The sequence below is a fragment of the Campylobacter concisus genome, assembly GCF_002913745.1.
In the GTDB taxonomy this organism is placed as follows: domain Bacteria; phylum Campylobacterota; class Campylobacteria; order Campylobacterales; family Campylobacteraceae; genus Campylobacter_A; species Campylobacter_A concisus_R.
Genome location: NZ_PPCG01000019.1, coordinates 41,912 through 56,205, shown reverse-complemented (window position 1 = coordinate 56,205; position 14,294 = coordinate 41,912). Strand labels below are relative to the sequence as shown.

The window sequence follows — 14,294 nt, the reverse complement described above, 5'->3', positions numbered from 1 at the left end:
CTTATTTTAAATCCATAACCTCTTGAGTATCAAGAGCTACAGAAGGGCTCATTGTTAAAGACAATGAAGCATTTTTTACATATCTACCTTTTGCAGTCGCAGGTTTATGTTTATTAATAGCTTTAATAAATGTTAAAATATTTTCATTTAATTGCTCTTTAGTAAAATTGACCTTACCAAGACCTGCATGTATATTTCCTTGCTTATCGACACGGAAATTTACCTGACCACTTTTTGCATTATTAACAGCTTGTGCAACATCCATTGTAACTGTTCCAGTTTTTGGATTTGGCATTAAACCTTTAGGTCCTAAAATTCTACCAACTTTACCTACAAGACCCATTAAATTTGGAGTAGCTATAAGAACATCAAAGTTCATTATACCCTTTTGGATATCCTCAACTAGATCATCAGTACCAACTATGTCAGCACCAGCAGCTTTTGCCTCATCAGCTTTAGCATCTTTTGCTATAACAGCAACTCTTACAACTTTACCTGTGCCAGCTGGTAAAACAACAGAACCACGAACCATTTGATCAGCATGTCTTGGATCAACGTTTAATTTTAACGCAATCTCAACTGTCTCATTAAATTTAGCAGAAGCTAGAGTTTTAACTGTATCGATAGCCTCGCTAAGGTTATAAATTTTATCTTGCTCTACTTTTTTGAGCAATTCTTGAAATCTCTTACTAGTTTTTCCCATAAATTTCTCCGCATATAAATTGCTTCCGTCTTTTGAAAATCAACCTGACGGTAAAGGTTTTAGTCTACTACTTCGACACCCATTGAACGAGCTGAACCAGCAATAATCTTAGCTGCTTGCTCTTTATCATTTGTATTTAAATCAACAAGTTTTTTCTCAACAATTTCTAAAACTTGAGCTTTTGTTAATTTACCTACTTTATTTTTTAAAGGATTATCTGTTCCTTTTGTTATACCTGCAGCCTTTTTAATAAGGTCTGTAGCAGGTGGTTGCTTTGTGATAAATGTAAAACTTTTATCAGCATAAACTGTTATAACGACCGGGATATTAAATCCAACCATATCTTTTGTTTTTTCATTAAAGGCTTTACAAAATTCCATAATATTAACGCCTTTTTGTCCTAATGCTGGACCAACTGGTGGGCTAGGATTTGCTTTTGTTGCGGCAATTTGTAATTTTATTTCACCTATAACTTTTTTAGCCATTTCTTGCTCCTTAAATTATCTTCTCAACTTGTGAATACAAAATATCAACAGGGGTACTTCTACCAAAAATAGAAACATTGAGTCTAAGCTTGCCATGTATCATATCGTATTCTTCAACGATACCTGTAAAGTTAGCAAAAGGACCTTCTGTTATGCGAACGCTTTCACCATCCTCAAAAAATATTTTAGGTTTTGGTGCCGCTCTTTTTTGAACTTTATCCAAGATAGTATTTATATCTTTTTCAGTCAATGGTGTAGGCTTTTTAGCCTCACCAATAAAACGTCCAACCTTTGGCAAAGACTGAATCTTATGCCAAAGAGCTGTATCAAGATCTAAACATGCAAAAGCATATCCAGGATAAAGAGTTCTTTCATTAATTTTTTGCTTACCGTTTTTTATCTCTATTACGTCTTCTGTAGGAACTATAACTTCTTTTAGTTGATCTTCGATACCGTGATCTCTAACTAAATTTTCAATTCCTCTTTTTACTGCCATTTCGCTACCAGCGTAAGTTTGTATAGCATACCATTTATGTGACATTATTTTTCCTTACTCTATATAACTTTAGAAAGAACAAAGGACATAATAACATCAACAAGAGCTAAAAAAAGTGAAACAACAGCGACCACGATAAAAACTGCAATAAAAGCATTTCTAATTTGTTCTTTAGTAGGAAAGATAACTTTCATTATTTCCAATTTAGATAGCTTTATATAATTTATAAATTTTTCCATAATCTTAACCTTAATTGTGGCAGGGCAAGAGGGATTCGAACCCCCAACCATTGGATTTGGAATCCAGCGCTCTACCGTTGGAGCTATTGCCCTAATAGCTACTTATTCTTAATTAGCTTTTTAACTTAACTTCTTTATGAACAGTATGTTTTTTTAATCTTGGGCAATATTTTTTGAGCTCAACCTTATCTGTAGTGGTTTTGCTGTTTTTTGTAGTAGTATAATTGATATCACCACATTCAGAGCATTTTAAACCGATTTTAATTCTCATATATATTCCTTATAGAAAGCCAAAGGGTTTCCCCTTTAGCATAATTTTATAAATTAACCAAGTATCTTTGAAACAACACCTGAACCAACAGTTCTACCACCTTCACGGATAGCAAAACGAGTACCTTCTTCAAGTGCAACTGGAGCTATAAGCTCAACAGAAATTCTTACGTTATCACCTGGCATAACCATCTCTGTGCCTTCTGGCAATGTAATAGAACCAGTAACGTCAGTTGTTCTTACATAGAATTGTGGTCTATAGTTGTTAAAGAAAGGAGTATGGCGACCACCCTCTTCTTTAGTTAGGATATAAACCTCACCCTCAAATTTTGTGTGAGGAGTAATTGATTTAGGTTTGCAAAGAACCATACCACGTTCAACGTCTTCTTTTTTAGTACCTCTTAAAAGAACACCAACGTTATCGCCAGCTTCACCTTGATCCATCTCTTTTCTAAACATCTCAACACCAGTAACTGTTGTTGTTTGTGTAGGTTTGATACCAACGATTTCTATTGTGTCACCAACTTTAACAACACCTTTCTCAATTCTACCTGTTACAACTGTACCACGACCTGAAATTGAGAAAACGTCTTCGATTGGCATAAGAAGATCTTTATCTGTAGCACGAACTGGAGTTGGGATATAGCTATCAACCGCATCCATTAGTTCCATAATTTTTGCTGACCATTCGCCATCTTGTCCAGCTTTTGCCTCTTCAAGAGCTTTAAGTGCTGAACCAGAAACTATCGGAGTATCATCGCCTGGGAAGTTATACTCGTTAAGTAGTTCGCGAATTTCCATTTCAACTAGTTCAAGTAACTCAGCGTCATCAACCATATCTGCTTTGTTCATGAAAACAACGATATAAGGAACACCAACTTGGCGAGATAGCAAGATGTGCTCTCTTGTTTGTGGCATTGGGCCGTCTGCTGCAGAAACAACTAGAATAGCGCCGTCCATTTGGGCAGCACCAGTAATCATGTTTTTTACATAGTCGGCGTGGCCTGGGCAGTCAACGTGAGCATAGTGACGTTTCTCTGTCTCATACTCAATGTGTGAAGTAGCAATTGTAATACCACGCTCTTTCTCTTCTGGAGCATTATCAATATTATCATAATCTTTTAGCTCAGCAAGACCTTTGCGTGAAAGAACAGCAGATATTGCAGCTGTTAAAGTAGTTTTACCATGGTCAACGTGACCGATAGTGCCTATGTTTACGTGTGGCTTGTTGCGTGAAAATTTTTCTTTAGCCATCTTTTCCTCCGTTATGATATGTGTCTTTATCTAATTCAAATTCGTATAGTAATATAAAATCATATAAACCAGTGGAGCTCATAGCGGGACTTGAACCCGCGACCTCTTCCTTACCAAGGAAGTGCTCTACCTCTGAGCCATATGAGCGAAAAACGCTTGGCTGAGATGATTTTAATCAACATACAAACAACTAAAAATTCATGAAAATAAAGATGGAATAACTGTGTTTAGTAAAATCTAGATACAGCTCCCAGTTTACTTTCCCAAATTTTGGAGCGGGAAACGGGGCTCGAACCCGCGACCCTCAGCTTGGAAGGCTGATGCTCTAGCCAACTGAGCTACTCCCGCATAACAATGGTGGTGAGACGTGGATTCGAACCACGGAAGACATAGTCAGCAGATTTACAGTCTGCCCTCGTTGGCCGCTTGAGTATCTCACCTTAAACATTAATAAGTTATTTTGGTATTTTCTGGTCAAACACTGTTACAAAAATGGAGCTGGTGAACGGACTTGAACCGCCGACCCACTGCTTACAAGGCAGTAGCTCTACCAACTGAGCTACACCAGCACCTGTTTTGTGAAGTCGCAATTATAGCCCAAAATAAAATAAAAGTCAAGGAGATTTTGAAAAATATTTTATCTAATTTTTTTGCAATAAAAAATCTATAGAATTTATAAAAATTTCAAAAACACCCGCTAGGCTAAGCTGCTTTTACCAAAAAACAAAGATAAATTTTACATATACAAAATTTCATATTTTCATAATTTTATTTTTTTTAAAAGCTAAAATTTCTATAATTACGAAAAATTACAAAGGATTTAATATGCAATTTTTACCTTGGGCGATAATTTTACTGCTAATTTACGTGATCTATTTCTTAATGATCCGCTATGAAAAAAAGATAGCGACGCTAAGCAAAATGATCGAGCAAAACAGCAATGGTATCAAAGAAAATAGAGACCTTATAGGTCAAAACAGATCACTAATCGAGAAAAATAAACACAACATTGAGAAAAATACTAAAGATATTACAACAAATGTTGAAAAAATAGACATCGACTTGGAAGATTAATTCTTCCAAAATTTCTCTTCTTTTTCCTTTTTTATCAAATTTTCGTAAGTTTGCATTCTTATATTTACTGGCTCTAAATTTATACCATCTTTTTTTATCTTAAAATATTTCCCGTCCATCAAGCAATACTCTGGCACGAGGTCATATCGCTTCGAAAGTGGCAAAACTCTAAAGCTTAAATTATCTAGTATCAAAGGCTCTTTGTGTAAATTTTCCCAAACAGCTAGCACCATATGATATTTTTTCGTATTTTTTTCCTGAACGACTAGAAGACATTTTTGATTATCTACACCAAGATCTTTTAGGCTATCACGCTTTGATATTGCATACTCTTCGCAGTCTCCGCCACCTCGCCTTAAAAACTCGCCTCTAGTGCTCCACACATCGACATTTGTATTGTAAAAATCATCATATCTTGGCATTAAGGAATTTAAGTATGAATTTATGAGCTCTAGCTTTCTTATAAAGCTTTCGTGTTCTATTTTTTTCATAAAATTTGCATAGTGATTTAGGATATTTTTGCAAATTTGATTTTTGCACTGAGATATATTTTTTGGAGAAATTTCAAAATTATTTGCAAAAAGTGAAGAGACAAAAAAGAAAAGAAGCAAAATTTTACGCATGCAGCTGCTTCATCAAAAGCACAAGACCTATTCTATCTTTCACATTTAGCTTGCTGTAAATCGACGTAGTGTGCGCCTTTACCGTCCTTAAAGTAATGCCTGTTTGCTCTGAAATTTCATTGTTTGTTAGACCTTGATATATTAAGTTTGCGATCTCTTTTTCACGTGAGCTAAGCTCGCTTAGATCAGACTTTTTCTCTAAAGTCTCACTTTCATTATTTATATATGAGCCAGTTAGCTCTCCGATCATCGCTTGGATAAATTCTGGATAAAGCCAAACTTTGCCATTTAAAATCGTCTCAAAGGCATCTTCAAAGTGTGTCTTTCTCATGTGCGAGTTTGCATATCCTTTGACACCAAGAGCCAGCAGATGTTTGCCTTCACTAAATTTTGGTTCGTTTGCAAGGATTAGACATTTTATATTTGGAAAAGTTTCATGAATGGTTTTAATATTTTCATCAAGGCTATCTTTAAAAGCGTTTGTATCGATACCGGCGATATCAACCTCGTCGTTTAAATTTACAAAAAAATCCTTTTTGTTGTGAGTAAATTTCACATCGTCATCTGAAAAATACCCTCGCCAAAGATTATTAAGCGAACCATTTTGAGTAAAAAAAACCACATTCATAACCATATTTCCTTATATCACATATAGGTTTGCTCGTAAATTTTTGACTCATTTACGAAAACGATCAAGTAGCGCTCCTTGCCACTATTTGCCTCAAATTTATAACTAAAAGTGGATAAAAATTTCTCAACCACTTCTTTGTCTTCTTTTAAAAAAATATTCATCTCAAAACAACCATTTGATATAGCGTATCTATATGGCACGCTAAGAGATAGTAAATTTAGATCAAAGTCCAAGCTATCACTGCTTTCATCGTAGCCGTTAATTGATATCTTGATGCTGCTTACTAGCTCATCTTCTATCTTTAGCCCAGCTAAGCTGATATGCTCTTCTTTTTTTAAATTTATCATCTCATCAAAGCTTTTTTCACAGTCTTTAAAGAGAAATTTGACGACCTCTCTTCCGATTAGATCGCATATTTTGCCATCATTTAAAATGACAAATTCCTCAGCTAGCTTTGCTCTTGAAATTTGATATTCGCTAAAATTTCGCTCAAAGCTAGCTGACTTTTGCATTATCGCTCCGTTAAAGCGTTTTGTTTTGCTTTTAAGATAGGCTTTAACAGATAGTCAAGTATCGTCTTTTTACCAGTGATGATATCAGCTGAAACTATCATACCAACCTTGATCCTAAGTGGCTTTTTTTCTGTTCCAAGATAGTTTTTCTCAGTTTCTATCCTGACTAGATAGTAGCTCTCGCCTGTTTTTTCATTTGTCTCAGTATCGGCACTAATCTGCGTTACTTTACCTTTTAAGCCGCCATAAATACTAAAATCATACGCCGTAAATTTAACCATTGTATCAAGTCCAGGTCTTAAGAACGCAACGTCAGCTGGCTTAACCTTTACCTCAGCGATGAGTTTATCTTCTAGTGGGACGATCTCTGCGATATTTTCACCTGGCTTGATAACGCCAGAAACTGTATGCACCATCATCTTACTAACGATACCATTTACAGGAGATCTCACATAAGTTCTTTCAACTCTATCACTTAGGCTGATTTGCGACTCGTTTATCCTTGCGATCTCAGCAGAGACTTCGTTTAGCTCTTTTTTTGCATTGTTTTTAAACGCCAGCTTTGCCTCTTCTATCTTATTTTTCGCCTCTTTTATGGTTGATTCGACCCTTGGTACAGCAAGCACAGATGCGTCAAGCTCGCCCTTTAGGTCATTTACACGTCTTTGAAGCTGGATATACTCGACCTCACTAACAAGACCTTTTTTAAAGATAGGCTCCATGATCGCTTTTTCTTTTAAAACAAGATTATAGCTATTTTGAGTTTGAGAAATTTTATTTTTAAGCTCATTTAGCTCACTTTGGCGCTGGTGAATTTGCTCTGTTAAAATTCCTATTTGCTCGTTTAGGTGATCGATGTTTGAGTTATGCAAACTTATCTCGTATCTTACAGCTTTACTATTGTTCGCATCTCTTGTTTCGTTGTAGTCAAATTCTTTATCATTTGCTTCAGCATCAAGCCTCATAAATTTAGCCTGAAGCTCATCAAGTCTTAGCTTTGACTCGCCGTAGCTACTTGTAAAATTTTTATTATCAAGCCTGATTAAAATTTGATCTTTTTTAACCTCATCGCCCTCTTTTACAAAAATTTGATCTACGATACCGCCCTCAAGGTTTTGTATCGCTTGGTTTTTACCTGATGGGATAATCTTGCCACTACCTCTTGTTATCTCGTCTATCTGTGCCCATGAAGCCCACAAAAGTAGCCAAAATACAGTTATACTAACTGCATAAAGTATCTTTTTTGAGGTTGATGGAGCCTTTGCCAAAACCGCTTCTGAGAGGCTTGACATAAATTTTAAGTCATAGGCATCGTAGTTTTTAGCTTGGATGTTTGACTTGATGCCATCTACGCTATTTAAAATTTGATCTCCAGCGCTCTCTTGCTCTTTTATGTCGCTTTTTTGAACCGGCTTTTCGTCTGGCTTTAAATTTTCATTTTGTTGATTTTTTATATCTTCTTGCATAATCACTTCCCACTAAGTCTAGCTAAAACTTCGTCTCTTGGACCATCTAGTAAAATTTTGCCGTTGTCCATCACTATGAGCCTATCAACAAGATCGAGCATCGATGTTCTGTGAGTTACTAAAATCATGGTTTTATTTACGGTATTTACCTTTAAATTTGCTTTTAGCTTGCTTTCAACTGTATTATCAAGCGAATTTGTAGGCTCGTCAAGCAAGATGATAGGACTATCAAGCAAAAATGCCCTAGCCACGGCTATACTTTGACGCTGACCGCCACTGATGCCATCGCCCCTTTCAAAGACAGGCATATCAAAACCAAGTGGGTGAGCATTGACATATTCATCAACGCCACTTACCTTAGCCGCCTTAATGATCTGCATATCATCGACATAAGGAGCTTTTTGAACGATATTTTCTCTAACCGTTCCCTTAAATAGCACAACATCTTGTGGCACGTAGCCGATATTTCTTCTAAGGTCAGCTGGGTCTATTTGATTTATATCGATACCATCAATTAGCACTGAGCCCTCAGTAGGTGCGTAAAGACCTAGGATTATCTTTTGCAAGGTTGTCTTACCAGAGCCATTTCTGCCGATGATGCCTACTTTCTCACCCGGCTGAATGACAAAATTTATCCTATCAAGTGAGCCTTTTGTGGTGTCTGGATAAGTAAAGCTAACGTTTTTAAACTCTATCTTGCCATCAAAAGAATTTCTTCTAACAAATTTCTTGCCCTCAGGTCTTTCAACTGGCATCTGCATGATCTTGCTAAGGCTTTGATAAGCTGTCTTTGTCTGCTCGAAATTTGCAGCTAGTGAGGCTACTTGACCCATAGGGGCAATCGCACGAGAACTAAGCATAACAGCAGCGATCAAACCACCCATAGTAAGGTGCGTATCTTGTATCATATAGACACCAAGAACGATGATAGCGATGGTGTTTAACTGCACCAAAAATGAAGTCACAGTTGTGATTGAAGTAGTGATTATTTTTGATTTGATGCTTCTGTTTGCTATCTCGCCAGTCGCCTCCTCCCAGTTCCACTGCACGTGACCGCTAGCACCAAGAGTTTTAATGGTCTCCAAGCTGCTAAGGCTCTCTATCAAAATTCCATTTTTCATAGCTGAAGCCTCAAATGTGCTCTTGATCGCATTTTGAAGTGGATCTTTTATAAAAAATGTATAGCACAAAATAGCTATCATGATAACGATAGGTACAAGCACAAGGTAGCTTCCTATAAAATAAGTAACTATCAAAAAGATTAACGCAAATGGTAGATCCACAATGGCAGCAAGCGAAGCAGATGAGAAGAAATTTCTAACTGTGTCAAATTCTTTTAAGTTGCTAGCAAATGAACCAACTGACTTTGGCTTATTGCTAAATTTCATATCCATTACTCGCTCAAACAAGATAGAGCTCATAATGATATCGCTCTTCTTGCCTGCAATCTCAAGAAAATATGAACGAACAAATTTTAAAAATAGATCGATGCCATAAACGACGCTCACACCAAGCGCTAGAACCCAAAGTGTCTCAACTGCGTTATTTGGCACAACGCGGTCATAGACGTTCATCGTAAAGAGTGGGCTTGCAAGGACAAATAAGTTTATGATAAAGCTTGCAACAACCACGTCTAAATAAATTTTCTTAGAGCGCTTTAAAGTGCCCCAAAACCAGTGGTCATTGCCAGCGTCGATGAGCTTTGTTGAGCTTGTATCTTCTGGGACAAATTCACGTTTTAGATAGTAAGCATAGCCTAGATACTCATCTTTTAGCTTGCTTGTTTCTATCGTACTGGTTCCAGTTGAAAGATCAGGCGTGATAATATTTGCCATCTTTTTGTCTTCGCTGAAAGATTGCAAGATGCACGCTTTTTTGCCTCTAAGTATCAAGATACAAGGCAAAACTAAAGGCGAAATTTGATCAAGGTCTTTTCTGACAAGCGTCGATGCAAAGCCAGCACGAGAAGCTGCACGAGAAAATAAAGACTTCGAGCTCTTTAGTGAAAAAAGCTCGATCTCTTCGCCATCTTTTACAGGCAAACCGATAGTTAAAGCATCGGCACTATAAGGGTTGTTATGAAGTTTGGTAAAGATCACCAAACATTGAAGCAGTTCGTCTTTTATCTTATCGCTATGCATCTATCATCCAATATTTTTGATTTCATCTATGTAAATTCCTTGCATATTTTTAATGCCAAGCTCAATTAGCTTACTCTTTTGCTCTTCACTCTCAACGCCGATCGCAATCAAAATGATATCTTTTGAGCTTAAAACAACATCTAGTGATTGTTTTGTATTTGCTCCTGATTTATCACTTAAAAAGTCGATTAAGACGCTTGACTGGATCTTTACGTAGTCTGGATTAAATTCTTTTAGCTTCTCAATGCCTTTTGCGCTGAGTTCAAAGTGGTCAAATCCAAAACCAAAGCCGAGTTCTTTTAATTTTTTAGTAAGTCTAACTATACTTTCGATACTAATATCATCTTTGTTTGGAATTTCTATATAGTTTTTAGATTTTGAAATTTGAGCGATTTTTTTAAGTGTAGCTTCAAATTTTGAGAAATTTTCATCCGAGCTTAGTATTTCTTTACCCAAATTTATCGCCAAGCTTCCTTGAGGCAAGATATTTTCAGGCAAAATTCTAGCGATTCTATTTAGGATATGAAGATCGAGCATCGCACCTAAATTTAGCTCATTTACCATTGGCATAAAGTATGATGCCATACGCCATTTGCCCTCGCTATCAACGAGTCTTAGATAAAGTTCGTACTGCTCGAAGTTTGAGTCAAAACCAACTACTTTTTGAGCTGCAAATTTAAATTTATCCTCTTTTATAGAGTCAAAGATAAGCTCTTTGTATTTCTCTTTGCCGATGACTAGGGTGTTTTGATTTACATTAAATTCTTTGCAAGTAAAGCAGCCAGCCAGTCTTGCACTAGCCAAAGTAACGTCAGCTGATGTAAGTAGCGTCCTCATATCAGTGCTTGGCGAATACTCGACAATAGCAGCATTGACTGGGCATTCGCTATCATTTATAGAGAAATTTGCATAGAGTTTTTTAAACTCAGCCATGATCTTATCGTTTAGAGCTGAGAAATTTGATGAGTTTTTACCGTAAGAAAGCAAGATAAAATCGTTGTCATTTAGCCTTGCAACGATCGCATTTTGGTCATTTTCGGTTGATTTTTCTTGTAAAATTTGGGCTATTTTTATGATGACACTTTGCCATTTTTCAAAGCCAAGAACGCCTTTTAGCCCTGCTAGATCTTTAAAGCTAACAAGCGAAGCAACACCGCTTGAATACTCTTCGCTTGCTAGATACTCACTAAATTTAGTTTGGAAAAATCTTCTATTGTAAGTGCCGCTCATAGAGTCTTTATATAAAAGCTCTTGATACTTGCTAAGTGTTGCGGCCTCTCTTTCAAATATGTCTTGAACCTTGCTAACCATCGAGTTCATGGCGAGCACCATCTTTTTAAGGTCGGTTGTGAATGGAATTCTCTTTTGGATGATAAATTTATTATCAAGTATCGCTTCAGCTTGATCTTGCACCTTAACAAGTGGTCTAAATATCGCCTTAAGAGCAAAAAACGCCACGACAAGAGCGATGATGATCATTAAAGCTAGAAAGTTAAAAATATTTTTTGAGTTTGAGTAAAGCTCGTTGTAGGCAAGTGCTGTGCTGCCTTGAACATAGAGAGTACCAAATTTAGCCCAGCCAGTCATGATCTCGCTAGTCGCAACAGGAGCTTCAAATTTAGCGATCTTGTAAAACCACTCAGGGATATCTTTAACGATAGTTTGTTGAGAATTTTCTATAAGCACCTTGCCATCGACATCTTCAAGTTTAATGAGCTTGTATCTGCCACTATCAAACATAGAATTTATCATCGTTTGTGCCAAAGACATATCCTCAGGATCAACAATCGGCTTTAAAGCAAGTCCAAGTGAGTTTGCTGTGTGTCTTGCGTTTTCACCGAGCTGGTCGTTGATGTATCCATTTAGGCTCTTAAAATTTAAGTAGCCAACAGCCATAAAAATCACGATGCCAAAAGCTATCACAGCGATCATAATCTGTTTAAATAGCGTCATAAATCCTCTTTTCCTATCCTATCTATTAGTTCCATCCACTTAGGATTTTGTTTTTTATTTCCACCTGGTATTGCCTGACCAAGACCTTCTTGTTTTGCCAAGTATAGCGAATCACCGTTGAAACTATAAACTGGCACAAGGTCTGTTCTTTGAGTTGCGATTTTTATTTTACCATTTATGTTGTCTAAAATTAATGGAATAGACTTTGGTGTATCATAATATGCCAAAACCATATGTGCTTGGTTATATCTTAAGGCTTTAACGTATGTGAAGTATAATTTTTGAGTTGGAATTCCAAGTTGCTTTAGGGTGAAATACTTTGCGATAACGTAGTCTTCGCAGTCACCAGCGCCTTTGCCTACAAATTCCATTCTGGTAGCCCAGTAATCTTTTTTGTGCCAAATTTGCATATCATCAACCCACCTAAAAGAGTTAAAAAAATCATTTACTTTTATTAATTTCTCTTGTTCGGTTGCATCTTGCAATGAAGTCATTAAAGAATTTAATGCCGATGCCCTTCTTCTTGCATCTTCTCCATAAATTTTAGCCACCTTTGCTATCGTTGTTTGTTTTATAAAATCCCCGACAGCATTTAATGCTAATAACGAAAAAAGGACGCTTAAAGTAAGCGTCCAGAATTTTGCTTTGACCCTCATGGTCATATCACTTTTTAAATTTTTATCTTAAGTCGTTTTGAATACTGCAAGCGCCTTGAATATATCTCTTAGCAAAGCCTGGCTCAAAACTATCTGAAACCATACCCATGTTATCTAGCAATCTATATTTTGCATAAGATAGTGCAGTCTCAGTTGTAGCAATCTCTTTTAAAGCTGTGTTGTACTCGTTTTCTGCATCAAGTAGATTGATAAGGTCGCGGCGACCGATTCTAAACTCATCTTGATATGCGTCGAGTGTAGCCTTAGAATACTCAACATGTTGGTTTAAATACCCCATTTTCTCTTGGCTAAGAACATAGTTTTGCCATGAGAATTCTAAAGACTCTTTAAGCTCTCTTACAAGGTTGTCCATGGTTTGTTGCTCTTGTTGGGCAGCAAGTTGGCTTTTCTCTTTGTCTAGTTTATCGTTACCTTTGTTGTAAAGGTTATAGTTTAGTCTTAAAAGAGCATCAAATGTTTGCTCTTCATAATCATCATATAAAACATTTGAGTGATCATAAGCACCTGATACAACAAGATCTAGTTTTGGCAAGAAAGGTGCATTTTTCTCTTTTACAACTGACTCAGCCATAGCGATATTTGATCTTTGAACTAGAAGCGTTGGATTACAAAGAAGAGCTTTGTCATAAACAGCCTCTTTAGTGCTTGGCAATGGCAGGTTAAACTCAGGCATTACTAGGTTTTTAGCAGCAACTTTTCTTCCATATAGTTTTTCAAATGTAGAAAGAGCGTCTTCGTAGTTGTTTTTAGCAGCTATGTAGTTTGATTGGGCCAAAGTATAGCGTGAGCCAGCTTGTCTCTCTTCAGAAGCTACGCCGTAACCTGATGCGGCTCTATCTTTGATTTGGTTATAAATTTCTTCATGGCTTTTTACATTTTCTTCTTCAATGTCAAGAATTCTCTTTGTTTGAAGAACTTGCAAGTAGGCGTTCGCAGCACTAAGCGATAGTCTATCTGCAGCTTGAGCCACTGTGTAAGCAGCTGAATCAAGCCTTGCACTTTGAGAGTTGATTCTATTTTTATCGGCACCACCATTATAAAGGTTCTCAACTAAAGTTAAAGATGCACCAGATACTCTACCATCACCTCTTCTCGTTGAAATTCCGTCATCAAGACGTTTTCTCTCATATCCCACTCTAGCAGCTGCATCAAGTGTTGGATAATAAGCATTTTTAGATATTTTTAGATCTTTACCAACTTGTAAGTAGTTAAATTCTGTAGCTTTTAAGCTTGGATTTTCATTTAAAATAGTTTTTACAACTTGTTCTAGAGTTAAAACATTATTATCAGATTGTGCTACTGGTTTAGACTCAGCCGATATAGTTTGTTCTATCTTTGATTTTTGATCTAATTGAACATTTGTTGCTGAAGTTTTCGCTACCATTACAGCATCTTTGTAATCTGGCTGATTTTTTAATGTCACTAGTAACTCATTGGCTCTATCTTCAGAGACTGGAACCGTATCAATATACAAAAATCTTCTTCCACCAACTTCATAAATACCTATAGTTAATTTTTTATCTATTTTTTTATTTTTTATATTTTCAATAGTACTATTAATTTTTGATTGACTGTCTTCTTTAGTAAAGGAAGTCAAAAAAATTCTATATGAATTATCCTGAGCAAACAATACTGTTGTAGCTAACGCACTAATTGCTAATACTTTTTTCATAAATAAATTTCCTTTTTACTTTAAATTAAAATTTTGTAATCAAGCTTAATGCTTAAACATTCTCTTACACTAATATATACTAAGAAATATTAAATGCG

15 protein-coding genes and 5 tRNA genes are annotated in these 14,294 nt (G+C 36.3%); 1 reads left to right on the top strand and 19 read right to left on the bottom strand.

Features of this window, described 5'->3' with window-relative positions:
• Position 1: 1 nt before the first annotated feature.
• The 11 genes from rplA to CYO90_RS01795 all read right to left on the bottom strand — a co-directional run bounded on the left by rplA (position 2) and on the right by CYO90_RS01795 (position 4,016).
• Positions 2–703, bottom strand: coding sequence for a 50S ribosomal protein L1 (gene rplA, locus CYO90_RS01845; protein WP_103578231.1), 702 nt, complete (start codon positions 701–703; stop codon positions 2–4).
• A gap of 59 nt (positions 704–762) precedes the next feature.
• The gene (rplK, locus tag CYO90_RS01840) at positions 763–1,188 is read right to left on the bottom strand and encodes a 50S ribosomal protein L11 (RefSeq protein WP_002941145.1); all 426 of its coding nucleotides are present in this window, start codon (positions 1,186–1,188) and stop codon (positions 763–765) included.
• Between the two features lie 10 nt (positions 1,189–1,198).
• Positions 1,199–1,732 carry a transcription termination/antitermination protein NusG gene (gene nusG, locus CYO90_RS01835; RefSeq protein WP_181000200.1) on the bottom strand — a complete coding sequence of 178 codons (534 nt, stop codon included), beginning with the start codon at positions 1,730–1,732 and terminating at the stop codon, positions 1,199–1,201.
• Positions 1,733–1,743: 11 nt separating this feature from the next.
• Positions 1,744–1,923, bottom strand: coding sequence for a preprotein translocase subunit SecE (gene secE / locus CYO90_RS01830; protein ID WP_002941070.1), 180 nt, complete (start codon positions 1,921–1,923; stop codon positions 1,744–1,746).
• Between the two features lie 17 nt (positions 1,924–1,940).
• Positions 1,941–2,016: transfer RNA gene (locus CYO90_RS01825), tRNA-Trp, on the bottom strand.
• A gap of 19 nt (positions 2,017–2,035) precedes the next feature.
• Positions 2,036–2,194 (bottom strand): 50S ribosomal protein L33, encoded by a 159-nt coding sequence (gene rpmG, locus CYO90_RS01820; protein WP_002941157.1) that lies wholly within the window; start codon positions 2,192–2,194, stop codon positions 2,036–2,038.
• Positions 2,195–2,247: 53 nt separating this feature from the next.
• Positions 2,248–3,447 (bottom strand): elongation factor Tu, encoded by a 1,200-nt coding sequence (gene tuf / locus CYO90_RS01815; protein WP_002941132.1) that lies wholly within the window; start codon positions 3,445–3,447, stop codon positions 2,248–2,250.
• Between the two features lie 72 nt (positions 3,448–3,519).
• Positions 3,520–3,594, bottom strand: a tRNA-Thr gene (locus tag CYO90_RS01810).
• Positions 3,595–3,718: 124 nt separating this feature from the next.
• Positions 3,719–3,795 (bottom strand) — tRNA-Gly (locus CYO90_RS01805).
• A gap of 7 nt (positions 3,796–3,802) precedes the next feature.
• A tRNA-Tyr gene (locus CYO90_RS01800) sits at positions 3,803–3,887 on the bottom strand.
• A 53-nt stretch (positions 3,888–3,940) separates the two neighbouring features.
• Positions 3,941–4,016: transfer RNA gene (locus CYO90_RS01795), tRNA-Thr, on the bottom strand.
• Positions 4,017–4,272: 256 nt separating this feature from the next.
• Between CYO90_RS01795 and CYO90_RS01790 the strand changes: the two genes are divergently transcribed.
• Positions 4,273–4,521, top strand: coding sequence for a flagellar biosynthesis protein (locus CYO90_RS01790; RefSeq protein ID WP_103578229.1), 249 nt, complete (start codon positions 4,273–4,275; stop codon positions 4,519–4,521).
• Here the strand turns inward: CYO90_RS01790 and CYO90_RS01785 are convergent.
• From CYO90_RS01785 to CYO90_RS01750, 8 genes are read right to left on the bottom strand one after another with little or no spacing between them, the layout of a single operon-like run.
• Entirely contained in the window at positions 4,518–5,144 is a 627-nt protein-coding gene (locus tag CYO90_RS01785; protein WP_021092975.1) for a transglutaminase-like cysteine peptidase, read from the bottom strand. The genes CYO90_RS01790 and CYO90_RS01785 overlap by 4 nt on opposite strands.
• The gene (locus CYO90_RS01780; protein ID WP_103578228.1) at positions 5,137–5,772 is read right to left on the bottom strand and encodes a response regulator transcription factor; all 636 of its coding nucleotides are present in this window, start codon (positions 5,770–5,772) and stop codon (positions 5,137–5,139) included. The genes CYO90_RS01785 and CYO90_RS01780 overlap by 8 nt, the downstream gene beginning before the upstream one ends.
• Before the next feature lie 17 nt (positions 5,773–5,789).
• Positions 5,790–6,287, bottom strand: a complete 498-nt coding sequence (locus CYO90_RS01775) for a DUF5416 family protein (RefSeq protein ID WP_103578227.1) — start codon at positions 6,285–6,287, stop codon at positions 5,790–5,792.
• Positions 6,287–7,753, bottom strand: coding sequence for an HlyD family type I secretion periplasmic adaptor subunit (locus CYO90_RS01770; protein ID WP_103578226.1), 1,467 nt, complete (start codon positions 7,751–7,753; stop codon positions 6,287–6,289). The genes CYO90_RS01775 and CYO90_RS01770 overlap by 1 nt, the downstream gene beginning before the upstream one ends.
• A 2-nt stretch (positions 7,754–7,755) precedes the next feature.
• Positions 7,756–9,894, bottom strand: a complete 2,139-nt coding sequence (locus CYO90_RS01765; protein WP_103578225.1) for a type I secretion system permease/ATPase — start codon at positions 9,892–9,894, stop codon at positions 7,756–7,758.
• A gap of 3 nt (positions 9,895–9,897) precedes the next feature.
• A complete protein-coding gene (locus CYO90_RS01760; RefSeq protein WP_103578224.1) occupies positions 9,898–11,847 on the bottom strand; it encodes a bifunctional diguanylate cyclase/phosphodiesterase in 1,950 nt (649 codons plus the stop codon).
• Complete coding sequence (locus CYO90_RS01755) at positions 11,844–12,503, bottom strand: transglutaminase-like cysteine peptidase (protein ID WP_002941104.1); 660 nt, start codon at positions 12,501–12,503, stop codon at positions 11,844–11,846. Before CYO90_RS01755 ends, CYO90_RS01760 begins: the two co-directional genes overlap by 4 nt.
• Positions 12,504–12,525: 22 nt before the next feature.
• Positions 12,526–14,196: a TolC family outer membrane protein gene (locus tag CYO90_RS01750; protein ID WP_103578223.1), complete on the bottom strand. Its 1,671-nt coding sequence runs from the start codon at positions 14,194–14,196 to the stop codon at positions 12,526–12,528.
• Positions 14,197–14,294: the final 98 nt, after the last annotated feature.

What these genes read in the sequence shown, in the direction of transcription:
- rplA (WP_103578231.1), bottom strand. Translation starts at nt 703, where the DNA reads ATGGGAAAAACTAGTAAGAGATTTCAAGAATTGCTCAAAAAAGTAGAG.
- rplK (WP_002941145.1), bottom strand. Translation starts at nt 1,188, where the DNA reads ATGGCTAAAAAAGTTATAGGTGAAATAAAATTACAAATTGCCGCAACA.
- secE (WP_002941070.1), bottom strand. Translation starts at nt 1,923, where the DNA reads ATGGAAAAATTTATAAATTATATAAAGCTATCTAAATTGGAAATAATG.
- rpmG (WP_002941157.1), bottom strand. Translation starts at nt 2,194, where the DNA reads ATGAGAATTAAAATCGGTTTAAAATGCTCTGAATGTGGTGATATCAAT.
- tuf (WP_002941132.1), bottom strand. Translation starts at nt 3,447, where the DNA reads ATGGCTAAAGAAAAATTTTCACGCAACAAGCCACACGTAAACATAGGC.
- CYO90_RS01790 (WP_103578229.1), top strand. Translation starts at nt 4,273, where the DNA reads ATGCAATTTTTACCTTGGGCGATAATTTTACTGCTAATTTACGTGATC.
- CYO90_RS01785 (WP_021092975.1), bottom strand. Translation starts at nt 5,144, where the DNA reads ATGCGTAAAATTTTGCTTCTTTTCTTTTTTGTCTCTTCACTTTTTGCA.
- CYO90_RS01780 (WP_103578228.1), bottom strand. Translation starts at nt 5,772, where the DNA reads ATGAATGTGGTTTTTTTTACTCAAAATGGTTCGCTTAATAATCTTTGG.
- CYO90_RS01775 (WP_103578227.1), bottom strand. Translation starts at nt 6,287, where the DNA reads ATGCAAAAGTCAGCTAGCTTTGAGCGAAATTTTAGCGAATATCAAATT.
- CYO90_RS01770 (WP_103578226.1), bottom strand. Translation starts at nt 7,753, where the DNA reads ATGCAAGAAGATATAAAAAATCAACAAAATGAAAATTTAAAGCCAGAC.
- CYO90_RS01765 (WP_103578225.1), bottom strand. Translation starts at nt 9,894, where the DNA reads ATGCATAGCGATAAGATAAAAGACGAACTGCTTCAATGTTTGGTGATC.
- CYO90_RS01760 (WP_103578224.1), bottom strand. Translation starts at nt 11,847, where the DNA reads ATGACGCTATTTAAACAGATTATGATCGCTGTGATAGCTTTTGGCATC.
- CYO90_RS01755 (WP_002941104.1), bottom strand. Translation starts at nt 12,503, where the DNA reads ATGAGGGTCAAAGCAAAATTCTGGACGCTTACTTTAAGCGTCCTTTTT.
- CYO90_RS01750 (WP_103578223.1), bottom strand. Translation starts at nt 14,196, where the DNA reads ATGAAAAAAGTATTAGCAATTAGTGCGTTAGCTACAACAGTATTGTTT.